A 24,442-nucleotide genomic window follows, 5' to 3' on the forward strand; every position below is an offset into this window, starting at 1 on the left:
TGCTGCGGCTCAATACTATTTGGGACACTGCGGCTAAGCGCTATTGGTAACTTCAACGAGGGAAGCGGGCGCTATCGCTGTGTACCCGCACTGCTTCGCCCCCAAGGTGCCAGCCCGGTGCGGTATGCTCCAGGCTGGCACGCATACAGGCTGTCGGTTCGCTTAACTGGAGAGCACAAGCATGAACAAGCAGGACCTTATCGACGCGGTAGCACGCGACGTGGGAATCGCGAAGGCTGCCGCAGCAGAAACAATCGACGCAATTTTGATGACCTTGACGAACGCAGTGGTCAAGGGCGATGCGGTTCAATTGATCGGGTTCGGTTCTTTTGGCACGGGCGCGCGCGCGGCGCGAACCGGGCGCTACCCGAGGAGAGGGGAACCGCTTCAGATCGCTGCCTCGAAGACCGTCAAGTTCACTGCGGGCAAAGCGTTCAAGGATGTCGTGAATAAGTAAGGAACTGGACGCAATTCTGCCCGCGCCGGCCGCGGGCGGTTGCACTTAGTTCAGCGCCATAGCCGCCCGCTCACGCTAGAACAATTGATCGTCGAGCAGTCGTAGGTTTTTCCACTTCACCGAGCTGCGCCGCTCGACACCATCTGCGTGCAGCGAGCGGATCACGAGGGGCTTGCCTCGTGCATCACCCAGCACCTGCGCATAGCGGTTGCTGTATCGCACCAGCACGCCGCGCTTTGGACGCACCGTTAGCAGAAGCGGGCGCGGGGTAACACGTTTTTTACGCAGCATGATTGAGAAGCGAACGCGTGCGCGCGAAAGGGAGTGGGGCCGTTAATCGGATTTGCGGCGGATCAGCGGCGACGCGCTGGTGCCGGCTATGAATTGACGTAGTTGTTTTTCGGCTTTCACCACTTGGTGCATCGGCGCCTCGCTCAATTGTCGGTCGTGCAGCAACAGCAAGCGTTCGATGGCAGGCGCGTCCTCCTCTTGGATTACCCACTTTGCAGATTTCTCCGCGATTGCAAGAACGTTTTCAATCACTGCTTCTGCGTGTTCGTAACACTCAAAAGGCAAATTACCAAACCCCAGGTTCTGAAGAAAATAAGACATGTACACCGAACGGGTCAACTCGTTGATCTGATATCGGTTACCGCCATCGCCGCGGCAAGCTGCTAGCGCAAGGTGATGGGCGAGCGACATCTCACGCGCCGAGTGCGCTGCCATGGGCAGCAGCAACGCCTTGCTTAGGGGCTTGCGGTTCATGCCCGTGCGGTTGGATTTTCGTTTTGTTCCTGCCATGCGTGGATTAAACCGGAATTTATAGAAGCGGCGGCGGCAAGCCGCAGTCGACTTCCGGGCTATTAGTAGACGGTCGTCGTCGGCACCGAGGAACGGAGTCGGCCCGGTATGGGTTGTTACTGATGCCCGAGTCTATGTCCGCTGCGTTTGCCGATGCCATCACTTGGGCCGCAGCTTCGGTGAGTTGCACGGTACCCCTGGATAATGACCTCACTGTGTTCAATTATCAGTTGGCGAAGGCCCGCTCGAGGAACATTTTAGCCCAGCACGCAAACGACTTAGAGATGAAGAAAATGCAGAGAGCGGCGAAGTTGAGACAGTCATGAGTTTTTGTGGCCCGCTTACAGCGTGCCACGCCCGGAGAATGCGTCTCGCAGCCGCAGCCATCTTGCGTGGCTATGCAACGGCTTATAGTCGCCTGTTTCCCCGCCACCCATGGTGGAGACTAGCCCGTCGGTAACTTGGGACGTGCCTCGCGTTCCAGATATCCAATACAAATCGACTCAAGCTGACCAGTTAGCTTACGGACCATCGATTGCGGCAACTTTCCCTCAAGCAACGCACGCATCGGGCCGACCAACGCTCCTGTGAACATAAACGTGGTCATAGCGACATCGTCAAAATGGGCATCGGAAGCGGTCTTTAGCATAGCCTCGAGCGCCGCACGGTTGCGTGCCTCCACTTCTTGAACGTAGCCGCGTGAGTCCAGTTCAGCAGCGACCGCGTAAAGGGCGCGAGCTTCGTCCAAATTTGCCGTCTTCGCTCTTACGAATGCTGCAACGACTTTTTTCACCATCTCCGACAAACAGGCATCACGCGCTGACAGAGCGGCGTCCTCGATTACTCTCACCATTCTTTCCAAATGCCGCTGCAGTACAGCGAAAAGAAGCGCCTGCTTTTGAGGAAAGTATTGGTAGAGGGTTCCCACTGACACGCCAGCCCTTTCGGCCACCCGGATGGTGGTAAGCCGCTGCAAGCCCTCAACTAGCAAAACCTGAATAGTTGCATCAAAGATTGCGTCCACTGTGGCTTGAGAACGCGCCTGCTGCGGCTGTTTGCGGGGGTCCAGCCTCTCTGCGTTGTCTGTGCGCATATGCGAATTCACAATCTGAATGATTATTCGTATTCTATCCGAACATCTCGCCGTAACAGAAGCGACAACCCGAAGGAAGGAATTGTCCAATGACTACAGTTTCTCAAGCAGGTATTTTTCAACTTGGCGATCGGTCCGTTACGCGCTTGGGGTATGGCGCAATGCAACTAGCGGGTCCTCACGTTTTCGGACCACCGAAGGATCGCGCGGCGGCCATCGCGGTGCTTCGTGCCGTTGTAGAGAGCGGGATTACGCACATTGATACCAGCGATTTCTATGGCCCGCACGTCACTAATCAGCTTATTCGCGAGGCACTTCATCCGTATCCCGATGCACTTACTATCGTCACAAAAGTAGGCGCCAGCCGTGGCAGCGATGGTTCGTGGAACGTTGCATCATCGGCGGCAGAACTGGAACGAGCGGTGCATGACAATCTTCGCAATCTTGGTCTTGATATACTGGACGTCGTGAACTTGCGCGTGATGTTCAACGTGGGAGCACCGTCCGAGGGGAACATCGAGGAGCCTCTGACGGCGCTCGTTCGGCTTCAGGAAAAAGGCTTGATCCGTCACATAGGGCTGAGCAATGTAACTGCAAAGCAAGTGGCACAGGGACGCGAAATTGCGCGCATTTCGTGCGTGCAGAATCTGTACAACCTTGCGCATCGACACGATGACGCACTGATCGACAGTCTTGCAAAAGACGACATTGCATATGTGCCGTTTTTTCCGCTCGGAGGGTTCTCTCCGTTGCAGGCCGATGCACTTAGCCAAGCCGCAGACCAATGCAACGCGACACCTATGCAGGTCGCCCTTGCATGGTTGTTGCACCGCTCACCGAACATCCTCCTCATACCCGGAACCTCTTCGGTCGAGCATCTGAAGCAGAACATCGAGAGCGTGGACCTTCGCTTGCCAGAGAACGCGTTATTGTCGTTGGACAAAATCGGTTTCGATAAGACGCGAAACTAGCTCTGTTGTCGGGCGCAACGACCGGCAAATCGAAGGCGCCAAGGCTGCGGTGACGTCCATGAGCAAAGTGTGTTGCACCTAAGACAGGGAGGGCGATGAGAGTACTCTCGCGCCAGCGTTCCAAATTCCGGCCGTCGGGTCTTGAACGAACAACAGATTTGTGCAGGAGAAATCGATGTCAATATCATTCGGCGCGACAAGTACGGCCGACGAGGTAATCGAAGGAGTCGACCTACGCAACCGACGCGTACTCGTGACCGGCGTGTCTTCCGGGGTTGGCGTAGAGACGGCTCGTGTTCTGGCGTCTCACGGGGCGTGCGTGGTCGGCGCTGCCAGAGACCTGAACAAGGCTCTGCGGGCGACCGAACAGGTCCGCGCTCAGGCAACAAGGGGCGGAGGCTTCGACCTTATTGAGCTTGATTTGGCCTCCCTTACGAGTATCCGTGCGAGCGCAGACAAACTAGTGAGGGCGGGCGAGCGCTTCGACGTCGTCATTGCCAACGCCGGTGTGATGGCGAGCCCGAAAGGGACGACCGCTGACGGATTCGAGACGCAGTTCGGGACCAACCACCTCGGGCATTTCGTTTTCGTCAACCGCATCGCGAGCCTCATCAAGCCTGGCGGCCGTCTCGTCACGGTCGCCTCAGCTGGTCATCGCGGCGCCGATGTCGATTTCGACGATCCTAATTTCGAGCACACGCCCTACGATCCGCTGGTGGCGTATCGCCGATCCAAAACGGCGAACATCCTCTTCGCGGTCGAGTTCGACCGGCGTCACGAGCCTGCGGGCGTGCGCGCCGCAGCCGTGCACCCTGGCGCCGTGCTGACCGAGACCACCCGCAAAATGATCGAAAAGCAGCCGGCTGCCGCCTCTGCCTTCCAATGGAAAACCGTCGAACAGGGTGCGGCAACATCGGTGTGGGCAGGTTTCGTCGCGGCTGCCGACGAGGTCGGCGGCCTCTATTGCGAAGACTGTCACGTCGCTGCCGTGAACAACCGCCCCGCGGACGCTTTCGGTGTCAGGACCTACGCTCTAGATCCCGAGCATGCAAAAGCGCTGTGGATCAAAAGCGAGGAAATGGTCGGCGAGCGGTTCTGATTGCTGACATCACTGGCCTAGGTTTTGTGTGCTCAGACGCCTTGGGGTCAGGATTCAATTCCATTACATACGCATGGTCCTGAAAGTCATTAAACTTTTTCGTCAGCTTCACCAAGAAAGGCCAAAAGTTCTCTAGTTACTGCTTCTGGCTGTTCCTCAGGCAGGAAATGTCCGCAGAACGGCACGACGATCCCGCGCACGTCATCGGCGAATGCACGAAGCGGCGCCGCCATATCGGCGATGGATCCTTGATCGGAGCCAAGTGCTAGGAGCGGCATTTTGAGCTTCCCCTTGGTTGCTTGCTCTCGGTTCTGTCGAGCCGAAACCGCTGCGGCGCGGTAGTAGGCGAGCCCGGCGCGAAGCCCGCCGTCTTTCTTGAAGATCCTGAGATACTCGGTGAGGTCGGCGTCCGTGAAGGTCTCAGGATTCGCTGTTTTGCGGCGCAGAAACCAATCGAGGTACACGCGCTCGCGGCCGCTGATCAAGGCTTCGGGCAAATCAGGTATGCCATGAAAGGCGAAATGCCAAGTGCGCCAAGCTTGATCCGGCGCGATCGGCAGGGCGTCCGGCAGCGTGATGCCTGGAATGCCGGCATCCAATAGGGCCAAGCGCCGCACTTGCTCGCTGAACAATGCCGCGTAGGGATACGCAACCCATGCGCCAACATCGTGGCCCACCAGGTTGCAGTTGGTTATCCCGAGTTGCTGAAGCAGCCCGTGCACGCGAACGGCTAACGTTTCCGTATCGTAACCATCGGCAGGTCGGTCCGAATCGCCTTGTCCGGGCAGGTCCGGTGCGATGACACGGTAGGTCCCGCCGAGCAGTGGCATTACCTTTCGCCACGCAAACCAGCTTTCGGGAAAGCCAGCGAGGAGGACGACCACGGGTCCGTCCGCTTTGCCGCCCGAGACGTAGTGAATCCGGATGCCATCGACAGTTTGAAAGCCATGTTCGAAGCCGTCAAGGTCGGGATCGGGCCGAGAAGCGGGAGTGGCCTGAATCGGCCTGGTGGGCGGTGACGACAATTGCGGTTCGGTCATGAGCGACGCTCCAAAAATTGGTCATAAAGAGGAGGAAGACCAGCCCCGCGTCAACGTGGAGGCGGCCATCGAAAGAAACTGGCCGCCGTGTTTGCAGTATGGCGACGCATCGGAGGGAGCGTTCCAAGGGTTGATTCTCTCGGATCGCCAAAAGACATGAAGAATGGCAAGCAGGAGCCTATCGGCGTCGTGACAATGTTTGGGTGCCTGTTCGCGCAGACGATTGCAACTTCACGTGAATCGGCTGGGAGGGCCTGCGCCTGGTAGATCTCGCTCCGACAAGTCCGCGCGTGATCGCGAAGAAAAAGATTGTGCGAACCGGTGGTTTTGACGTGTCGTGATGCATGCAACTGACCGTTTCCAACTTTGCCCTCATTTAGCGAGCAATCGCATAGTTTGGTCAACCGCGGCTGTTACCTCGGCGGGAGTCTGACCAATTTTGCCAACTACCCGAAATCCCTGCACGAGACACAGAAGGATGCGTGCCGACGTGTCAGGATCAATTTCGGCCGCGATAGATTTATCGGATTGGCCGAGCTTTATAATGTCTCGAAAGAGCGCTTCCACTCGCTGCAATGATCGCGTCACGCGCGCTGTCATTTCTTCGTCAAACAGGGCGATTTCGGTAGCGCTCGCTACCACCAAACAACCCCGTCGACCTTCAATACCTTGTGACGACTCAGCGTAAAAAAGAAGCATGGCACGAAGCTTTTCCTCTCCGCTTTGCTGAGCATCGAGCAAACCTCGCAGATGCGCACTACGGACATCGGTATAGCGAACAAAGGCGGCAAGGAAGATCGCCCGCTTGTCACTGAACGCCTTGTAGATGCTGCCAGCGGTAAGACCCATGGCCGAGCCCAACTCCGTTAGCGACGCAGCGTGATATCCGCGCTCTCGAAAAACGAGCAGTGCCGCGTCCAAGGCAGCATTCATATCAAACTGCCGTGGCCGACCAGGGCCGCGACGTCCAATTTCCAACGTATTATCCATGCTGATAGATGCTATTCCAAGTTATTGAGGAAGGTCGACTTTAATAATTTAGCGTCCGTTAGTACTACTGCTTCGTTTAATCGAAGCCGGCCCGCAGCGGTTCCCATCTCAATGCAGCCATCGCGAGCAACGATCCGATGATAGGTAAAGGCCACGGTCGATGAATGTCGAGATGTTGCAAAGCTGCTGCAGTGCACGAGCCCGCGAGCAAACTCGCCCACAAAGGTGCCTGAAGAGTCCAAGACAAGTCGGCGCGCCTGCCAGTCACCCAATTGCCGATCCCCTGTCCGAACTTGATAAGTGCACCAGTTACATAGGTCAGGCTCACGCTCATCCCGTTGACCTTTGTCAACGCCGCATTCAACGCACCCATCGCCGGCACGAACGCCAAGCTTGCCACGTGCGGTTGAGCCACTGGTATGCAGAGCATTGCCGATACCGCTGAAACTACCGCAGCGGTACGATGATTCCCGGAGATATTGAACAAAGCTTCTCCGCCTGCGGCTCCGAGAACGAAAAGTCCGACCAGCATGGCAATGTCGACTGAGCGCGCGAAATCGTGACTGCCCAGTAACATGCCGAGCATCGTCGTATTGCCGCTCATGAATGATACGTAAAGACCGTGAAGCTCGACGAAGCCATACACGTCCGTCGCACCCGCCAAAAACGCCATCCCGCCCGCGAGCGCGAGCGCCGACATCACGCTCGTCTCACTGGGGTTGCATCGTGTGGACACCTAGGTCAGCCCTGCAACGAACGCCAATCCGCCGATCACGCCAAGATTAGATGTCCATCCGTCGATTGCGGACATGCGTTTTTCACCGGTCAAGGCCCAGGTGTTCATCAACATGCACGAACTTGCAATCGTAAAGAGGATCAAGGCAATTGCAGCAAGTGGAGCGTGCCACCTGACAATGATAGCGATCCCGGCGAGCATCTCGAACATCGAGCCGGCGAGGAGAGTTGCCGTCGGAAAGGGCACGCCCCGCTCGGCAATCTTCTGCGTCATGGTGGGTAGGACAAAGAAGTGGTGTATGCCACCAATCACGAAGAGAACGCCGACAAGAAAACGGCCGGCCGACAATAAGAACACGGGATTGATAAAAGACATTATGGTGTCTGTTCGCTCTTTGCAGCGCTCGCATACGTCGCGCGTAAAAACGTGAGGCCATCCCTAACCAAATCGTCCGGTGACGCTGCCAGATCGCGCCAGGAACGGGTTGTCGCAGCGAGACCGGGCTGGTTCCAAGCGAAGCTTTCAATCACACACCAGCCATCGTAGCTGACGTCGCGAAGCGCCGTCATGAACGCCGTCCAGTCTGTCTGGCCGGTGCCGGGCGTCCCCCTATCGTTTTCAGCTACGTGCACGTGTCGAAGCCTTCGAGCGGCACTTCGCAAAGTCGCAGCCTGATTCTTCTCCTCGATGATCATATGCGCGCTGTCCAAGAGCAGTCCTATCCGTTCGTCGTCGATCGCGTTGCAGAGCGCTGTCCCGTCAGCGGCGGTGTTGAGAAAGAATGTCTCCCAGCGGTTCACGGGTTCGATCGCCAAGGTGACCTCCAGCCGATCAAGGTCGGGCTTTAATGCCGTGAAAGCGGCGACCGCCCAGGCCCACTCTTGAGATGTCCGTCGTTCGCCGGTGAACCAGCCGACTTTCGCGTAAAGCAAGCCTGCCACGACCCTTGCCCCAATGCGTGCCGCCATAGTGACTGCTTCGCGCAAATAGTCCAGCCCATCGGCACGGGCTTTGGCAGACGGATGGATGATGCTAAGTTCCGGTTCCGGGGGGCCGTGCAGAGTGTGCAGCCCATATCCAGACGCTCTAATTCGGCCCGGATGTCGTCCGCCGGGAAACCGTCGAAGCCAGAACGCGCGAACTCTATTCCATCTGCACCCAAGCCTTTCAGGTGCTCAATAAGGCCCAGGTCTGCGGCAGCGAAACGATTGGTCCATAGGTAGGTGTTGACGCCCATCCTCATACCGACACCCGACCAGCACAAGCAGAGATCCTCATAAGCTCGGCGACGAACGGTGCCCACAACCGCCCGTCCCGTAAGTTCTGGTGCCCCCTCGAGCCAGGTCCAGGTTCGATCGTAACGGCGCGACCGCTCGGAACGTTCAAAATGGCCCGCTCCAGCACACCGAGCGTAGGAGGATTAAGCTCGTCATCGGCGAAATTTACAGCCAGCAGCGGCGCCGTGATTTTCCCTAACTGCGACGCCGGGTCGTAATCCCACGACGCGTCGAACTCCCATATCATGTCATTGACGTCCTGCGTGTTGATTGCGGTGGCGGCGACGGTTCGAATGTGTTCGTCGGCGGCGGCAACGTTGTCAAACTGCTGTGCTAGGCGCACTGGACTGTCCACAAGCAGTGCGAAGAGGTTCCAAGCCGCACCCAATTCCGCGTGCCCGGCGGCCGTATCCGGCCGGATCATCGACAGCATGATGCGCCGCATCAGCAAATTTCGGCCGGTCAGCTTCTCTGGCAGGCTTGCAATGGGCATGAGCGCGCTCATCATGTTTGGATAGGCTTGGCCCCACATCCACGTCTGCATCCCGCCCATGCTCGTCCCCAATACGAGACGCAAGCGATTGACGCCAAGGTATTGCGTCACCAAGACGTGCTGAGCTCGGACAAGATCGCCGTAGGTGTACTTCGGAAAGCGCGCGCCTAACCCATCGCTCGGCTTGCTCGAATGTCCGTGGCCGATGGCGTCTGGCAGGATAACGAAATGCGTCGCCAGGTCGAGCGGCTGACTCGGGCCGAACAGAGCGTCAGCCGTTTCCGATTGGAGGAACTGTACGCCGCTGCCTGATGTGCCGTGAAGCATGAGTACCACATTGTCGCCCGACGGGGCACGGGATCCGAGCGTTCGGCAGTAAAGACGCACGTTCATGCACTTCCCGCTATCGAACTGGAAGCCATCGACGTCGAACGTCTGCGCAACGGCACGGTGGATCCATTCGTTCATGATCGCTCCTAGAAAAACGACAAGGTCTCGACGCCTTCGCCAACGGGCATGGAGCGCAGCACTTCTGCTGCGTCAAGATCGACGATGCAAAGCGAACCTTCATTCTGGTTAGCAATAAGAACCGTCTTGCAGTCTGCGTGAAACGCCATGTTCATCGGTCCATTGCCGACATGGACGATGCGCTGACGCCCGAGATCGGCGTCGAAAATCGTTGCCAGCGGTTCCTCGAAACTCGTGACGACGAGGTACCTGCCATCGGGACTGTATCGGGCGATTTGCGCGGGTTTGGCGTGCCCGTCGAGCGCAATCGTTCGGGTTACGACATCAGTTGAAGTGTCCACAACGAGGATCTGCGGCGTAGTTGCATTCACCAGGATTACCGTTCGGCCGTCCGGTGACAGTCCGATACCGGCTAGGCCACCCGGCGCCGCAATGCTGCCGACGCGCTTCCGCGCTTTGAGGTCAATGACCGACGCAAATGCATCTTCTTCGTTCTCTGTGTAGAGCTTGGTGCCGTTGGGCAGTACCTCAATACGGTGTGCTTTATTGGAGCCGACTTCGATGACGTCTCGTATTTCCCAGGACCCGACATCCAGATCCAGCACGACACCGCTGTTCTCGCAGACACAATACAACTCGCCTTCGCGGCCCCAGCGAAGGCCGTGGGGCGCGAGATAGGGCGCAGTGCTGATATCGCCTATATGGCGACGGGCCTGGAGATCGAACACGGCGATGAGGTGGCCGGGGTTTGGATTATCGCCATGTTTGCCGTCTCCATAGATTGGAACGTAAGCGGTCTTTCGGTCAGCCGACACAGCGATTTCGTGGACGCGCGGCGCAAACCCTGAAAGCGTCAATACCGTCTCATAGGTCGAGGGATCTAGGAACAGGATCTTGTTGGCGATCTTGTCGACTGCGATCAGACCATCGGCCCCGGTTATGAAATTGGGATCGCGTGACAGTTGGGTCTGTTTCGGACCGGCGGCAGTAGGATTCGTTTGCGTGTTCATGCATTTAGTATGGAAGTGATCGTTTCCTAAATCAAGGTTTATTTGTCATCAATCTTTTTTGCTGAAAAGGGTAATACGGCGCAGTAAGCAGTCGAACGCGAAGGCGGCGGTGCATCGGTAGCAGTCGATTCTGCAGCGGTCTGGCCGCTTACCAAACGTTCACGACCGGCCGTGATGAGCATGCACAAACGTTGAGGGCGGTCACAATCCCTGACGTGGTGTCAGACGCAATGAGGAAATCGAAAAGGTAATGGCGATCGTAAATCCAGCGAAGCAACGGGATTTTACAAGCCGTATATCGAAGGAAAGATTTTTCGGAGGCATCAAAGCTCTTAAAAATGCATCAAAGAAGAGATGAATGTGTGTTTCATTGATAGTTAGTAATCCTGATAACTTTTATTATCGGGATTGCATTTGAAGGGTAAAATAGGGCATTTTCCCATCGCGCTTCTTCGCAGACCCTGAGTTTCCATGACCCAGACCCCGCCCGCAGTCCCGCCAGACAAGGACGCACCGCTCGATCCGGTCACCGCGCGCATCGTCCTGCGCCTGGATGACGCCATTTCGGCATTCCGGGCAGGGGACGGGCCTGCCGCCTTAAATTCGGCCAGTCGCCTGATGGGCGAACTGATGGACGATGAGATTACGAGCGCCGCGGCTCGGCGGGGTGAGCGACCACGCGTTCCTCGACGGCCCGACCGCGTCGAGCTGGCCATTCTCACGGCGCTTGCTGATACGTACGGCAACGAGATTCTGACCAACGCATCGCTCGGTTACGCACTGCGCTTGGTCGCGCAACATGGAGGTGTGGCGCTGGTTCAGCGCGTCTTATGGGGCGAGTCCGCGTCCGATGTGCAACTGGCCACGATGCTTGGTGCGGCCCGCGCAGCATTCACCCAGATCGCCTTCGCGTTCAGTGACGATCTCCTGGCAGAAGCGAACGGTGTGCTGTCCGGATTCCGCCCGCGGCCACCGGGCGGCCCAAAGTCGATCCGAGGCAAGCGTGGCTGAAAATCTCACGCTCACCTACGGCTACACCGCGAAGGATCTCGCGGCGGTGCGCGCGTATGCCATCGCGGCAGCGCCATCCCCACCGGATGAGTTCGGCGAACTGCTCATGTAGGGAATCATCCTGCAAAAAGACAGAGACCTGAGTGCCGAGAAGATTCAAGCATATGCCACGAGATTGGAAGGTTCAGGGATGTCCGCGACGTTGCCGTGGATGACCTCCTGGTTGAATAGCACGCGCTACTATTGAGAGAAGGACTACCAGAAAGCCCACCCATACGCCGAAGAAGCCTTCAATCGAGCCGAATATTGCGCTGGAGCACATCAAACCCTTCTGTTGATGCAATTCATCGATTTGGCTGCGAAGAACGACAAATGGAAAGAGTTCAAGAGTTCAAGAAGAAAGTTCAGTGGGCCGAGTATTTGGGGATTGAACTGAACGGTTTTGAAAAGTCGACAACCACAGGTGACGGGTTGAAGTCCATGTTCGAATTCAACAAGAGAAGCCACTACCTCTATTAGAAGCACGGCAGCCGACACTGACCGGCGGAGCGTTGCCAGCCTATGGTGCGTTCGACTCGACCTGACATGGGCCGACATCGAACCGCGACGTTCATTGTCGACCCGGGCAAACTATGCGCGTGTCACCTCTCCGTAGAGCTCGACTACTGGCCCGTCCGTGATATGCGACAGAAGTTCGGGCAACATCGCTCGAGCTATCAAAGGTGTTCAGTGGTCCGGGACGGCAATCGCATTGCCCTTGAAGCGACTCTCCGTGCACGTGGCCAATCGCCGGACCAAACCAGCTTTATTGGACCGGCCTTTCCGTGAACTCCTTAATCCATGCAATCATCACGTCAACGTCCTTCTCCAACACATCGATATCCGGACATTCGGCGGGAAGCTCGGTAGATTGCGAATGCTCGAAGACCGAATAGCGTGTCATTAGGTCGTCGATCAGGGCGCAGTCATCCGGTTGAATCTTCGAGAGCGTACTGATTCTGTTCTGTGTTGTTACACTGCGCCGAAACCTAACCAATACATCGTTCAGAAGTACCGTCTCAACGCACCGCTCGACGAGGATTCGGACGTCGCTACATATACCTTTTACCTTTTCCTCGTACCCTGCCACATCCGCGTCATCGTGCAGCTTCCGAAGTTGCTTCAACGACTCGTTACGAATGCGATTCAGGGCCTTATCCGGCTTGGCGTCTCTGATATTGATGTCGGCTATTAGTCCGACTGTCTTGCCTAGGCGGCGGAGAGAAAGCGAGTTGAGTTCGATTGGTATCGGCTTTTTTGCTAGCTTGGCCTTGTCTTGTAACTTTTTCACCAATGACTCGACCTGAGCCACCAAAGACAGCCTGTGAGTGAAAATAATCACCTGACGCTCTTGGGCCAGGTCGACAAGCCGCTTGACCACATGCTCTTCGAAGTCTTGGTCGAGCGAAGAAATCGGGTCGTCGAAAACGAAAGGTGTCGGTTGACCCGACCCAGAAATATCAGCTAAGAATGCCGCCATGGCGATGATTCGTCGTTCACCCTCACTCAGGACCGCCTCTGCCTTCACGCCGTCGCCAGTATCTTTTAGCGTGAGCGAAAACGTGACTTTGCCCTTGCCCTGCTGCTTACTCCTGGGTTCGATGGGGATTCGTGAACCGTTGAGAGCCTTCAGTTCTTGCTCGAAGCGTTCTTGATACCCACTTCGCAGCTCCAGTTCCGCCAGCTCGGTGTTCTTCTTGGTCAACGCGGTCGTCGATGCCAGAGAAACTCCCTTCTGGAGTATCGCAAGCGTGTCCAAGCGCTTGACCTCAATTCGAACGGCCTCCTGCTCTCTATTTATCCATTGGCAGGCAACGAGTTCGTTCACGCGGGCCGCGAGTTCCTTACGCTTTCCGTCCTGCAGGAGTTCCTGCAGTGTCTTCTGCTCCGCGAGCAGTGCATCGGACACTACTGTGATGGGTGATTCGACAACAGACCAATCCACGTCAGGCACCGCGTCAGCTGTCACCGCGGTATCTGCCGCGCTTCGCCGCTCTGCTACGACTGTGAGCCAGTCGGTCGCTGCCTTGTGCTCTAACTTGATGGGGGCCGTGGTGACTACCCAAGCCTTCACTTCAGGCAAGCTTGGTAAAGCCTGCTCAAGCTTCTTCAGCGCACGTTCTGCTTCCTGCGCGTCCTTCTCGAGTTCGCCCTTAACAAAGCGCTCGAAATGCGAGAGGCGGTTTTTGGCATCATCGCCTAACAATTGCTGACAGAGGACACATCGCGCGCCACCGTCTATATTGGGGAACTCGGACTCTTTGTAAGCATGAAAAACGGAGAAATCGCGCGCTTTTTCCCACAACTCGTGCCAAGATTCCTGGCCAATCCCATCTACCGGTGAGCCAGCAAATATCTTGGCCGCATCTTCGCCAGCAGCTTTCCGTTTTCGCAGCGCGGCAGCACGCGCGCTAGCCAGCTCAGTCAGCTTGTCGTCGCCCAAGGCCGCCTTCCACGATTGAACCAACGTTTTTACGATGTCGAGGGCTGCAATCTCGCGACCGATAACCTTGAGCCTGCCTGGAATATCCTTCTCCGCAAGCGACGCTTCTCCTGCAATGCGCTCACGGTTCATTTCGTCTGTGTACATGCATGCTGAAGCGATTGCAGCTTCAGTGGTGCCCGCTTTGAGCTTTAAGGCAAACATCGCTGACGTAGTTGCCGCCAGTTCGACCGGTATAACCGGCAGCTTTGTTTGGAGCTTCTCCTTGCGCGCATCAAGCTCGACCGACACTTGGTCACATACCCTGATGAGCGATGAGACGAAGTGAGGTCGGTCGTCAATAGTGGAGAGCAATGGGTTAAGCCGCGAGTCGCGTTTTATAAAATCGCTGCACGAAGGCAGCAGGCGACAGATAGTCAAGACGGGCTTGCTTGCGTTGCCGGTTGTAGAAGATCTCGATGTATTCGGTGATGGCCTGCCGGGCCTCGGCGCGCGTCGTGAACCGGCGGTGATGCACGAGTTCGTTTTTGAGCGACCCCCAGAAGCTTTCCATCGGCGCATTATCGTAGCAATCGCCTTTGCGACTCATGGACATCGTCATGCCGAACTGCTTTGCTAGATCCCGATAGTCATGCGAACAATATTGACTGCCACGATCCGAATGTAGGATCAAACCGGCTGCGGGCCGTTTAAGTGCGACCGCGGCAAATAGCGCCTGCATTACCAAGGTGCGGGTCATACGTTCGCTCATGGCGTAGCCGACCAGCTCGCCGTTGAACAGATCCTTGATGCCGGCTAGATACAACCAGCCCTCATCTGTCCACACGTACGTGATATCGCTCACCCAGGCCTGGTTCGGCATGCTCATGTCGAAGTTGCGTTCCAGCAAATTCGGTGCGACTGGCAAATCGTGCTTCGAATCCGTCGTGTTTCTGAACTTGCGCTTCTGCTTGCAACGCAGTCCCAGCTTGGTGCGAATGCGCCTAATGCGGTGAAGGCCAACGCACACGCCATGATCAAGCAGATCCGCCTGCAATCGCTCGCGCCCATACGTTTGCCGAGTTCGTTCGTGCGCCGCTACAATCTCGATTTCAAGGCGCGCGTTCTCTTGTGCACGTGGCGAGTCGAGCCGTCGGCGCCAAGCGTAGAAACTGCTGGCCCCTAGCTCAAACACACGGCACAGCACGGAAATCGGGTAGTCCTGTCGCATCGTTTCGATCCGGTCACATCTCACCGCGACTCCTTCGCGAAATAGACCGTCGCTTTTTTTAAAATATCGCGCTCCATCGTGACCGTCGCCAGCTCGCGCTTGACCCGCGCCAATTCCGCCTCCAACTCGCTCTGCGGCTTTTGCGTCTCGCCTACCTTCGTTAGCGTCCCTTTTCGCTCGGCAACGACCCACGCGCCAAGCGTTTTAACCGACAAAGATAATCGGCCCGCAACTTCTCGCTGCGACAGTCCATCGACAAGAACGAGCTTCACCGCCTGCTCGCGAAACTCCTTCGTGTAGCGGCCTTTCGGTCCTCGATTCATTTGATCTCCATTTCGCTCATTCTACGAAACATTGATCTCCACTTTCTTCAGCCTATCTCAAAGCGCATGCGCGACGGCTCGTAAGTCGCCTCGTTTTTTTGACCGAAATATAAGGTCGCCACTGTCGAATCGAACACATGGAGATGCCGCAACTGCGGGACAGCGCCTCCTGGCAGCGTCCAGACTCCTTCTTTTTCCTTTTCCCCAACGGAAAGAAAAATGCGGGCGGACGGCTCCGGCTGTTCCTTGCTGAAGACGTTCCCAAGCAGGTCTTCTTTTGCACGAGAGCCACAGATTTGCTTAATCAGGCGCGCAAAGCCGCTCTTTCCTGAACCGTTCGAACCATAGACCAGAGAAATGCTGCTAGTCCCAAAGTCGATGGATGCGCCACTTCTTATTGCGTTCACGCCCGTTACATCACTGATTCGGCGAAGGCGAATAGGCGATTGGCCCTGTGCCTGAACTAGAGTTCCTGGTGCAACGGTTTCAAACTTATCTGCGCCTTGTTTTGACGCTTCAATGACGCACAAGTCTGCTAGTTCGCGGATAGCGTCCGCGTCGGGAAAGGCACGAGTCTGAATCAACTTGGCTGCGGCGGTTTGAAGCCACTTATGGCGCTCTGATAGCCATTGTTCGAAAGGGTCTAAAACAGGGCCAACTGCCGCGTCGTTAATATCGCTCATCTATCTCTCTTTGTTTTTATCGAGAATGTAAGCCTTGGCGACCGAATATGCTGCTACCGCGCTAGAGCACGGCAGACATCGAAGTACGGAAGGTTTATTCAACTCAGCGTCGGCGTTACCCAAGCTAGCGCTTCCCGGAATGCGCCATCAATCATATCGGGAATTTTGAGGCTTAGGTAATTCGCGCTTTGCGTGGCGTACTGTTTTCACCGCAATTTAGGAATGGGCATGTAATTCCGTAGCCCGCAACAATCTGGGTGAATCTTGGTGCTTTGTTCCGTGCAGTTCTTCCTCTCTTGCATTGGATACCCCATTCGACGGTTCGCCCACACAACATCCGGCTGATCGAGCAAGAACCTGTTACAACATTCAGTAGGGGTATGGGCCTGTTCTCGGCGGGAGACCGACAGCGCCTTCGTTTTCACGACGGCTTATCAACTGTCGTTTCACCAGAATGCGAAGAGCAAGTCGCCCACGGTCGATCGGCTTCCCTTTGGAAAGGTCGTCCTGGGCTTGAAGATAGAAGGCTCATGGCTTTACGTTGAGTATCCGGACGCTGACACAGGGAAAATCAAAAGCGGATCAATTGGGCATCCAGCTCCTTCGACAACCACCCGCGCCAGTAATTTTGAGGCTTCGACCCGTGCGCTCGTGTAGTCAGATATTGCTTAATGATTCTTCACGGTTTGCTCCGTCGCTGCGAGTTCGGCTCAACAACAGGTCAGGTCGCCATAGCTCAGCCTCAGCCGCCGTTTGTCATCCCAAGCCAGAACGTACGCGCGATGGCGTGTAAGCAATCGCGCGGTCATCGACGGACGGAATTCGTACCGCTTTCGGCGGAATGTCGACAATGTGGATTTGCCATCGTCTGACGCGGGTCTTTCGTATTGAGTGAGATTACGTCCGGTCTTATGGCCCGCGAATAGACGGTCTCGGTATGCGTCATATAGCGAGGCTAGTCCGTGGCACTTGCAAAATGTTGTCGCCGAGCTAGTACGAGCGAAGTGAAGCAGTTCTTCCAGTTTTGCAAGTAATGGAGCGGACCGGAAGGCTGCGACCGGCTGCGTCTTCGGTCCGAAGCGAGCATATGAACTCGCGGCGCCCGAACGCGGACCGTAGTTGCAAGTGAATCGACCGCTGAAAATATGGGATATGCGAATCCGAGCGCACGGGAATATGCATTTTCTGAGACATGGTGTGTTCCGTCGGCTGTATCGCAACTATCGTATGCCTTTTCTTACAAGTCTTGTAATGCACGCCCAAGTGTGCGGCTGCTTTGCAAGCCGTCTATACCCACAAGTCAGCCCTAATGTTCTCGGCTTTAGCGCCGATAACCAGGGTGATACGCTGTCGAGCCGAAGCATGCGTAGCGGCTCTGTCATCCACAGAAAGTGGCGGCATTGTTTGTCTCCGGAACCTTTGAGCGAGTTGAAGATGGCATTTGTGTCCTTGCGTATTCGGCGGCCTGAATTGAATTTAGGGTAAACGCGGAGACTAGGAACAAACAGGTGTTCCTTGCCGGCGCCGATTCCATGAAAAGCCCGTATTCTGCGTGCCTTCTCGGCATATGGGTCACGGCTAGCTGACGACATAATCAAACTGATAGAAGACATACAAGCACAGCGATGGGGGCCAGATGGACGAGAGTATTGTTGAGCCGGCAGAAACGCCGGAGGAGCCGCATTGCGTGCAGATTAAAGCCACGCTCGCTGGCAAGATAAATCTGGCCGACTTCCAGAACGCCGTCCCTATTGTCCACGAACTCTCGCTTGCCAATGAGACCGACGACGATATCGAGCAGTTGAGGCTAACCGCATCGTCGGAACCCTCATTTTTCAAACCGAAGACGTGGCACTTGGACCATATCGCGGCTGGGACGGATGTGCGCATTCGCGACCTCGACCTGTCGTTGGACGGGGCGCTTCTAGGTCGGTTGACCGAATCGGAACGGGCGGTCATAACCTTCAGGCTTACGACGGGGTTGGTAGAGCCTGTTGAGCTCGCCTCGCTTGAATCTACCGTTGAACTGTTGCCGCGCAATCAATGGGGCGGCCTCTCGGCTTTACCTGATATGGTCGCGGCATTCGTTCAACCGAATGAACCAGCGATAGAGCGGGTTTTGAAGAAAGCCGCAGACGTACTCCACAAAGCCGGCAAGTCGGGCGCGATTAACGGGTATCAGGAAGGGCCGCGCCGGGCCTGGGAATTGGCTTCCGCTATATGGAGCGCAATTGGGTCGATGGGGCTCGATTATGCGGTGCCCCCGGCTAGCTTCGAACAGTTCGGACAGAAAGTACGCAGCCCCAGTCAGATTGTCGACTCGGGCCTTGGCACTTGTCTCGACCTCGCACTATTTGTGTGCGCTGCGCTTGAGCAGGCAGGACTCAACGCTGTCCTTGTCTTTACTGACGGTCACGCGTTCCCGGGCGTCTGGCTGAAAGCGGAAGAGTTCTCGACCTCTGTTGTCGATGATGTGACTGCACTACGCAAACGTGTGAAGCTGAAGGAAATGGTCGTATTCGAGTCGACGATGCTCACGCACCGACCTTACCCGGCTTTCAGCTTCGCCATCGGGAATGGTGACGAGCAAATCTCCGAGGAAGCCGAACGCAGTTTTCACATGGCTGTTGACATTCGCCGCGCTCGACTGCAACGCATCAAGCCGCTTGCCAGCGAGCAGGTGGTTGAGCGAGGGACGGCTGGCACGGAAGGAACAAATTTGGAACGCGGACTTGAGGATTCTCCGGAGTTGCCAGAAGACCTGGAGAATTCTGCGGACGACAAGGCTGTCGAACGCCCAGAGGACCGACTGATCCGCTGGCAGCGGAAGCTTCTTGACCTGTCGCTTCGAAACAACCTGCTGAGCTTCAAGGCTGGCAAGAAATCATTGAAGCTGGATGCACCTGACCCGGGTCACCTTGAGGATATTCTAGCCGAAGGTCACGTCATCAAGTTGCTTACGCGCCCGGACTTAATGGATGGGAACGACCCTCGTAGCCAGGCAATTCACGAAGCGCGTGAGCGCGAAAACATCCGGCGTTCCCACGCGTTAGATGCTTTAAAGCGCAAAGAGGTTTTTGTCGGACTGTCGCCGGACGAGATGGACACGCGACTCGTTGAGCTTTTCCGTACCTCGCGTACCAATTTGCAGGAAGGCGGCTCTAACACGTTGTACTTAGCGCTGGGCTTCCTGTCCTGGACTCGTGACGCGAAAGATGACAAGAAGTACCGGGCGCCACTTATCCTGGTCCCAGTGTCGCTTGAGCGACGCAGCGCCCGCTCCGGGTTCAGCCTCAAGTTGCACGACGACGAGCCGCGCTTCAACCCGACCCTTATCGAAATGCTGCGTCAGGATTTCGAACTGGAACTGGGCATCCAGGACACGGAGTTGCCGAAGGATGATTCCGGTTTGGACGTCGCGGGCATATGGAAGACGGTCTCCAGCGCTATCAAGGACATCAAGGGATGGGAAGTCGTTGAGGACGTTGTCTTGGCTACCTTTTCGTTCGCAAAGTACTTGATGTGGAAGGATTTGACGGAGCGAACCGAGCAACTAAAGCTGAACGCGGTCGTGCGGCACCTCATCGAAACGCCGCGCGATTCCTATGAGAGCGCGGTTGAGTTTCCGGACGCGAGAAGACTCGACGTGGAGCTTCCGGTGGAGAGCACTTTCTGCCCGCTGCCGGCCGACTCGTCGCAGCTTTCAGCAGTCGTGGCAGGAAGCAAGGGGAAAGACTTTGTTCTCATCGGACCTCCGGGAACGGGGAAGAGCCAGACTATCTCGAATCTGATTGCTCAATGTCTGGCGGAAAAAAAGCGTGTGCTCTTTGTTTCGGAGAAGATGGCGGCGCTAGATGTAGTGTATCGCCGACTCGCCGAAGTGGGTCTTGGCAACTTCTGCCTCGAACTACATTCCAACAAAGCACGTAAGACGGAAGTTCTCGAACAGCTGCGTACATCGTGGGATTCTGCTGCCGCTCTGGAACCTGATGAATGGCATGCGGAAGCTGCACGGCTTGAGGGATTGCGAAATCAGCTAAATGGTTATGTCGAACGTTTGCATCTTCGATACCCGAACGGGCTAAGCGTCTACGAGGCGATTGGACGCGTCGTTGCTTGGCATGACATGCCAGTTCTACAGCTCTCATGGCCATCTGCTAGGGTTCACGATTCAGTTGCAATGCGAACGCTGCGTGAGACGGCCGAGCTGCTGGATGTTCACGCGAAATTGATGGGAGAGGGGCAGTTGACGTCGAGCCCACTCGCTCACGTGGTTCAGACTGAGTGGTCGCCGCTGTGGCAAGCCGCGCTGCTAGATTCGGCTCGTGCCATTGGCCCGGGGGTCGCCCGTTTCGAAGCGGCAACTGAGCAACTGAGGGTCGCCATCGGTTTACCGCCACCTGTTCTCGACACCCGTGTTAGGGAAGGCCTGCGCCTCATGGCTGCGACTCTGCCGTCTGCGTCTGGGCACGATTGGCAGTTCGTTCTGCGTCCGGATGCAAAAACAATTGCAGACTATCTGCGCGTCGCGAAACCATTGGTCGAACGACACCGCGAACTGCACGCTTCACTTTCAGCGCCGCGGGGCAACCAGGTCTTGGAGGATGTGCGACAAGGTATCGTTCAGCTCACTCGTTATCACGAACTTCATTCGCAGCTTTCCCAGCCGTGGAACAAATCGCTAAGGTCACGGCTTTCCGCCGGCATTGAGCTGCTGCGAAAGCGCCAGGACGTGGTTGACCAACTGTCACTCAAATACAAAGACGGTATTTCGACGGCAACGGTTCAGCAACTCCAGCTCGAGTGGCGGGAGCTGCAGGATTCGTCCTGGCCGATGAGCATGATGCGCCGCCGCTCGCTTTTGAAGAAACTCGTGGACCTGTCGACCGGCGGAGGCGAGCCCGACATTGGCGGTGACATCGAACGTCTCAAGCAGATTGATTCACTTCAAGAAGAAATTAAAGCGCTCGACGAACTGTCGTTGCCGACATCGGGCGCATGGCTGGGACTGAAGACGGAACTTGATGTCGCGCGGGCTTCCCTTGGCTTCCAAACTGCCCTCGAACAGGCTCGCATACGCGCGGCTTGGGAAGATGTTGGGCTTGACCCGGTTAGCCGGGGTCAGTGTGGCGAGACGGCGCGTGAAGACCTCGCTCGCATCAGAGAACTTCGTCAGATTGACCAGTTAATCAATCGCCTTTCCGGACTCGAGGAACAGACAGACGGCGTTTGGGTTGGATATAAAACGGATTTGGCTGTCGCGAAGACATACGTCGTCTTTCAGGGTGCGCTGGCAGCAGCAGTGGCTAGCAGCTATTGGCAGGACGAGGACTTCAGCGTTATCGAACGCGGCAGTGCTGGTGCCGTCGCGTCGGCGGACCTCAAGAAGATGCGCGACGTGGTTGCGCTCGGTGCTCGTCTCAAGGAGTTTGACGACCTCCCCGCGAAGACCGGCGGACTATGGAACGGTCTGCAGACAAAATTGGAGGCAATCGAACCAGCGCTTATTTTCTTCGAGGCGCTATCGGGCGCGCTTGCATTGATGGCAAATTCGCCTGATGCGCTGGCGGCGGTAAAGAGCCCGATTGCATTGCTGCTGGGCGATAGTAATGTTCTGCTTGAGCCGACGGGCGCGATTGCGGCTGCCGGGCGTATGTATGCCGAGGCACTAAAGGGGTTTAATCAGGCAGTGACGCAATTCACAGTCGCGAGCGGCTTGCCGAGTTCTGATGTCGCGACTCTGGGTGCACTTATCCCTACCGCACTGGCCGCACGTGCAAGCGACGTCTTGGCTAGCTCGAATCGGTTGAATGCCTGGTGTGCGTGGCGTAAGACCCGCGCATCGGCTCTTGCGTTGGGGCTTGCTCCGCTCGTGGCTGGTGTTGAACAAGGCGCAGTCCGGTTGGAGCGCGTGAAGGAGGCGTTTGAGACCGATTACTGCCGATGGTGGTTGAACGCGGTCGTCGACGTCGACGACGTGTTGCGTACATTTGTTTCCGCAGAGCACGAGAAACGCATTCGGGATTTCCGTGAGCTTGATGAACGGTTCATTGGCCTAACTCAGGCATGGGTACGTGCGCAGCTGTCCGCGGGACATCCTTCACCGGACCGTGTCTCGCGAGGCTCTGAATGGGGCCTATTGCGCTACGAGATGCAAAAGAAGACTCGGCACCTGCCTCTGCGGGAATTGATGTCTCAGGCCTCGAGTGCAGTAATGCGCTTGACGCCGTGCCTTTTAATGAGCCCGTTGTCGATTGCACAGTATTTGCCAGCTGAAACAGCAAACTTTGACGTTGTCATCTTCGACGAGGCATCACAGATTCCAGTGTGGGACGCTATTGGCGCGATGGCGCGTGCGAAGCAGGTCATCATGGTTGGCGACCCCAAACAGCTGCCGCCGACGAGTTTCTTTGACCGCGCGGAATCGGACATTGACGACACGGACGTCGAGACCGAACTGGAGAGTATTCTCGAAGAGTGTATCGGTGCCAATCTGCCGACCATGAAGTTGTCGTGGCACTACCGTAGCCGCCACGAAAGCCTGATTGCATTCTCGAATCATCGCTACTACGACGGAGGGTTGGTGACATTCCCGAGTCCGGTCACAAACGACCGTGCTGTCAGCTTCACTCATGTTGCAAATGGTCAGTACGAGCGCGGCGGCGCGCGGACAAACAAGCCAGAAGCCAAAGCCCTTGTAGCTGACCTAGTCGGCAAGATGAAAGCACCTGGTTTCCACGACAGCGGCTTGACCATCGGTGTCGTGACGTTTAATTCTGAACAGCAATCGCTCATTGAGGATTTGCTCGACGAAGAACGCCGCAGGGACCCCTCCATTGAGCACTTCTTTCTCGAAACGCAGCTCGAACCAGTGTTTGTGAAAAACTTGGAGAGCGTGCAGGGCGACGAGCGGGACATCATGTACTTCTCAACGACCTACGGCCCGGGGGTTGACGGAAACATGCCGATGAACTTCGGCCCCATGAATCAGCAGGGCGGCGAGCGCCGGTTAAATGTCGCTATTACCCGTGCAAGACAGGAGCTTCGTGTTTTCAGTAGCTTCCGTCCGGAGCAGATGGACTTGTCGAGAAGCCAGGCCCTCGGGGTTCGTGACTTGAAGCACTTCTTGGAGTTCGCAGACCGTGGTGCGCGTGCGTTAGGCGAGGCCGTCGCAGGCAGCCTCGGAGACTTCGAGAGTCCGTTTGAGAAAGCAGTATCGAACGCGCTCACCGAAAGGGGGTGGACTTTGCATCCGCAAGTCGGCGTCTCTGCATTCCGGATTGACCTTGGCGTAGTCGACCCGGACGCACCTGGACGATACCTCGCCGGTGTCGAGTGCGATGGCGCGACCTATCATCGTTCGGCAACCGCACGCGACCGCGACAAATTGCGTGAGCAAGTCTTGCGCGGGCTAGGCTGGGACATTCTGCGTATCTGGTCGACCGACTGGTGGATTGATATGCAGGGAACCCTCGAAAAGATTCATCGCCAGCTTGAGGAACTGCTCGCCGAACAGCGGGCGAAGCGAGCGCAGACCGAGCAGGAGGCGACAGTCCTTGCGGAGCAGGTCATCGCGGACGTTATGGCAATGCCGGATGAACAGGTGGGTCACTCGGCCGAGGCGGCCCATATTTCGTCGGACGTCGATGCCGCAGTTGACGCTACCGTGCTTCCTGTCACTTACGCTCGAAATGCCTCCGTTTCAAATCTAGCCGACTCGGTTGAGGAACGTTTCGTTGAGGTCGATTTGACGCTCGAGGGTTACGCCGTTGATGCTAACGCCTTCTTCGACATCGTCTATAACCCGACGCTTTTGCGCTTGATTGAGCACGTCGTACGAGTGGAAGGACCAGTTCGCGACGAAGTCCTCGCGCGTCGCATTGCACGGGCTCATGGCTGGGTTCGGACGGGCGCGAAAATCCAGGACCGGGTCGTACGCTTGGCTTTGCAGCACTGCAGCAGCGACCCAGAGGATGTAGGCACGTTTTTCCGTGCAAAAGATGATTTCGCCGAAACGCAGATTCGATTCAGACGACCCGTCGATGGCACAGCACGGTCAGTCGATGAGGTTTCGCTTGCTGAACTTCGCGCACTCGCGTTTGACATGATGCGAGTGGGGCACGACAAAGAATCTGGCGTGCCGGCGATGGCCCGGGAAGTTGGGCTTCGCAAACTTAACGCGGGCAGCAGAGCGCGCCTGGAAATGGCTTGGCTAGATGCGACGAAGGCCATCTCTCCGAACGCTGAAGCTTGAGACTAAATTGGCCCGACGGCCGGCACATTAAGTGTACGGCCGTC

At 56.6% G+C, this 24,442-nt stretch carries 19 protein-coding genes; 6 read left to right on the forward strand and 13 right to left on the reverse strand.

What is annotated here, in order from left to right:
• The first annotated feature begins 181 nt into the window (after window positions 1-181).
• A complete protein-coding gene (locus tag AXG89_RS26365; protein ID WP_062173940.1) occupies window positions 182-457 on the forward strand; it encodes an HU family DNA-binding protein in 276 nt (91 codons plus the stop codon).
• Window positions 458-532: 75 nt separating this feature from the next.
• On the opposite strand, the gene AXG89_RS26370 is transcribed toward AXG89_RS26365, so the two are convergent.
• From AXG89_RS26370 to AXG89_RS26385, 3 genes are all read right to left on the reverse strand, one after another.
• Window positions 533-748 carry a hypothetical protein gene (locus AXG89_RS26370; protein ID WP_062173942.1) on the reverse strand — a complete coding sequence of 72 codons (216 nt, stop codon included), beginning with the start codon at window positions 746-748 and terminating at the stop codon, window positions 533-535.
• A gap of 42 nt (window positions 749-790) precedes the next feature.
• The gene (locus tag AXG89_RS26375; protein ID WP_236873519.1) at window positions 791-1,258 is read right to left on the reverse strand and encodes a hypothetical protein; all 468 of its coding nucleotides are present in this window, start codon (window positions 1,256-1,258) and stop codon (window positions 791-793) included.
• Window positions 1,259-1,703: 445 nt separating this feature from the next.
• The gene (locus AXG89_RS26385) at window positions 1,704-2,351 is read right to left on the reverse strand and encodes a TetR/AcrR family transcriptional regulator (RefSeq protein ID WP_062173946.1); all 648 of its coding nucleotides are present in this window, start codon (window positions 2,349-2,351) and stop codon (window positions 1,704-1,706) included.
• Window positions 2,352-2,440: 89 nt separating this feature from the next.
• Here AXG89_RS26385 and AXG89_RS26390 point away from each other — a divergent pair, with 89 nt between their 5' ends.
• Window positions 2,441-3,322, forward strand: coding sequence for an aldo/keto reductase family oxidoreductase (locus tag AXG89_RS26390; RefSeq protein WP_062173948.1), 882 nt, complete (start codon window positions 2,441-2,443; stop codon window positions 3,320-3,322).
• Window positions 3,323-3,497: 175 nt separating this feature from the next.
• Window positions 3,498-4,421 carry an SDR family NAD(P)-dependent oxidoreductase gene (locus AXG89_RS26395; protein WP_062173950.1) on the forward strand — a complete coding sequence of 308 codons (924 nt, stop codon included), beginning with the start codon at window positions 3,498-3,500 and terminating at the stop codon, window positions 4,419-4,421.
• Between the two features lie 89 nt (window positions 4,422-4,510).
• Here AXG89_RS26395 and AXG89_RS26400 read toward each other — a convergent pair whose 3' ends face one another.
• A complete protein-coding gene (locus AXG89_RS26400) occupies window positions 4,511-5,461 on the reverse strand; it encodes an alpha/beta fold hydrolase (protein WP_062173952.1) in 951 nt (316 codons plus the stop codon).
• On the opposite strand from AXG89_RS26400, the gene AXG89_RS42380 reads away from it, so the two are divergent.
• On the forward strand, window positions 5,460-5,621 hold the full coding sequence (locus AXG89_RS42380) for a hypothetical protein (protein WP_162916146.1): 162 nt from the start codon (window positions 5,460-5,462) through the stop codon (window positions 5,619-5,621). The two genes, AXG89_RS26400 and AXG89_RS42380, sit on opposite strands and share 2 nt — an antisense overlap.
• Window positions 5,622-5,833: 212 nt before the next feature.
• On the opposite strand, the gene AXG89_RS26405 is transcribed toward AXG89_RS42380, so the two are convergent.
• From AXG89_RS26405 to AXG89_RS26430, 6 genes are all read right to left on the reverse strand, one after another.
• Window positions 5,834-6,451, reverse strand: coding sequence for a TetR/AcrR family transcriptional regulator (locus AXG89_RS26405; protein ID WP_236873520.1), 618 nt, complete (start codon window positions 6,449-6,451; stop codon window positions 5,834-5,836).
• Between the two features lie 76 nt (window positions 6,452-6,527).
• The gene (locus tag AXG89_RS26410) at window positions 6,528-7,187 is read right to left on the reverse strand and encodes a YoaK family protein (protein ID WP_162916147.1); all 660 of its coding nucleotides are present in this window, start codon (window positions 7,185-7,187) and stop codon (window positions 6,528-6,530) included.
• Entirely contained in the window at window positions 7,188-7,562 is a 375-nt protein-coding gene (locus AXG89_RS26415) for a DoxX family protein (protein WP_062173957.1), read from the reverse strand.
• Window positions 7,562-8,278, reverse strand: coding sequence for a sugar phosphate isomerase/epimerase family protein (locus tag AXG89_RS26420; protein WP_082771646.1), 717 nt, complete (start codon window positions 8,276-8,278; stop codon window positions 7,562-7,564). Before AXG89_RS26420 ends, AXG89_RS26415 begins: the two co-directional genes overlap by 1 nt.
• A gap of 148 nt (window positions 8,279-8,426) precedes the next feature.
• A complete protein-coding gene (locus AXG89_RS26425) occupies window positions 8,427-9,425 on the reverse strand; it encodes an alpha/beta fold hydrolase (protein WP_062173961.1) in 999 nt (332 codons plus the stop codon).
• A gap of 8 nt (window positions 9,426-9,433) precedes the next feature.
• Complete coding sequence (locus AXG89_RS26430; RefSeq protein ID WP_082771647.1) at window positions 9,434-10,435, reverse strand: YncE family protein; 1,002 nt, start codon at window positions 10,433-10,435, stop codon at window positions 9,434-9,436.
• A gap of 471 nt (window positions 10,436-10,906) precedes the next feature.
• Between AXG89_RS26430 and AXG89_RS26435 the strand changes: the two genes are divergently transcribed.
• Window positions 10,907-11,446, forward strand: coding sequence for a hypothetical protein (locus tag AXG89_RS26435; protein WP_062173964.1), 540 nt, complete (start codon window positions 10,907-10,909; stop codon window positions 11,444-11,446).
• Between the two features lie 805 nt (window positions 11,447-12,251).
• Here AXG89_RS26435 and AXG89_RS26440 read toward each other — a convergent pair.
• From AXG89_RS26440 to AXG89_RS26450, 3 genes are all read right to left on the reverse strand, one after another.
• Window positions 12,252-14,219: an AAA family ATPase gene (locus tag AXG89_RS26440; protein ID WP_236873521.1), complete on the reverse strand. Its 1,968-nt coding sequence runs from the start codon at window positions 14,217-14,219 to the stop codon at window positions 12,252-12,254.
• A 67-nt stretch (window positions 14,220-14,286) separates the two neighbouring features.
• Window positions 14,287-15,461 (reverse strand): IS3 family transposase gene (locus AXG89_RS26445; RefSeq protein WP_119024612.1). Its coding sequence is split into 2 segments (ribosomal slippage): window positions 14,287-15,188 and window positions 15,188-15,461, totalling 1,176 coding nucleotides; the frame shifts between segments, so codons are not numbered across the junction.
• 47 nt (window positions 15,462-15,508) lie between these two features.
• Window positions 15,509-16,144 (reverse strand): hypothetical protein, encoded by a 636-nt coding sequence (locus AXG89_RS26450; RefSeq protein WP_062173971.1) that lies wholly within the window; start codon window positions 16,142-16,144, stop codon window positions 15,509-15,511.
• A 1,636-nt stretch (window positions 16,145-17,780) separates the two neighbouring features.
• On the opposite strand from AXG89_RS26450, the gene AXG89_RS26455 reads away from it, so the two are divergent.
• Complete coding sequence (locus AXG89_RS26455) at window positions 17,781-24,398, forward strand: DUF3320 domain-containing protein (RefSeq protein ID WP_062173973.1); 6,618 nt, start codon at window positions 17,781-17,783, stop codon at window positions 24,396-24,398.
• Window positions 24,399-24,442 lie beyond the last annotated feature (44 nt).

The organism is Burkholderia sp. PAMC 26561 (assembly GCF_001557535.2).
Lineage (GTDB): Bacteria > Pseudomonadota > Gammaproteobacteria > Burkholderiales > Burkholderiaceae > Caballeronia.

Coding starts and splice junctions, on each gene's coding strand:
- AXG89_RS26365 (WP_062173940.1), top strand. CDS start 182: ATGAACAAGCAGGACCTTATCGACGCGGTAGCACGCGACGTGGGAATC.
- AXG89_RS26370 (WP_062173942.1), bottom strand. CDS start 748: ATGCTGCGTAAAAAACGTGTTACCCCGCGCCCGCTTCTGCTAACGGTG.
- AXG89_RS26375 (WP_236873519.1), bottom strand. CDS start 1,258: ATGGCAGGAACAAAACGAAAATCCAACCGCACGGGCATGAACCGCAAG.
- AXG89_RS26385 (WP_062173946.1), bottom strand. CDS start 2,351: ATGCGCACAGACAACGCAGAGAGGCTGGACCCCCGCAAACAGCCGCAG.
- AXG89_RS26390 (WP_062173948.1), top strand. CDS start 2,441: ATGACTACAGTTTCTCAAGCAGGTATTTTTCAACTTGGCGATCGGTCC.
- AXG89_RS26395 (WP_062173950.1), top strand. CDS start 3,498: ATGTCAATATCATTCGGCGCGACAAGTACGGCCGACGAGGTAATCGAA.
- AXG89_RS42380 (WP_162916146.1), top strand. CDS start 5,460: ATGAGCGACGCTCCAAAAATTGGTCATAAAGAGGAGGAAGACCAGCCC.
- AXG89_RS26400 (WP_062173952.1), bottom strand. CDS start 5,461: ATGACCGAACCGCAATTGTCGTCACCGCCCACCAGGCCGATTCAGGCC.
- AXG89_RS26405 (WP_236873520.1), bottom strand. CDS start 6,451: ATGGATAATACGTTGGAAATTGGACGTCGCGGCCCTGGTCGGCCACGG.
- AXG89_RS26415 (WP_062173957.1), bottom strand. CDS start 7,562: ATGTCTTTTATCAATCCCGTGTTCTTATTGTCGGCCGGCCGTTTTCTT.
- AXG89_RS26425 (WP_062173961.1), bottom strand. CDS start 9,425: ATGAACGAATGGATCCACCGTGCCGTTGCGCAGACGTTCGACGTCGAT.
- AXG89_RS26430 (WP_082771647.1), bottom strand. CDS start 10,435: ATGAACACGCAAACGAATCCTACTGCCGCCGGTCCGAAACAGACCCAA.
- AXG89_RS26435 (WP_062173964.1), top strand. CDS start 10,907: ATGACCCAGACCCCGCCCGCAGTCCCGCCAGACAAGGACGCACCGCTC.
- AXG89_RS26450 (WP_062173971.1), bottom strand. CDS start 16,144: ATGAGCGATATTAACGACGCGGCAGTTGGCCCTGTTTTAGACCCTTTC.
- AXG89_RS26455 (WP_062173973.1), top strand. CDS start 17,781: ATGGACGAGAGTATTGTTGAGCCGGCAGAAACGCCGGAGGAGCCGCAT.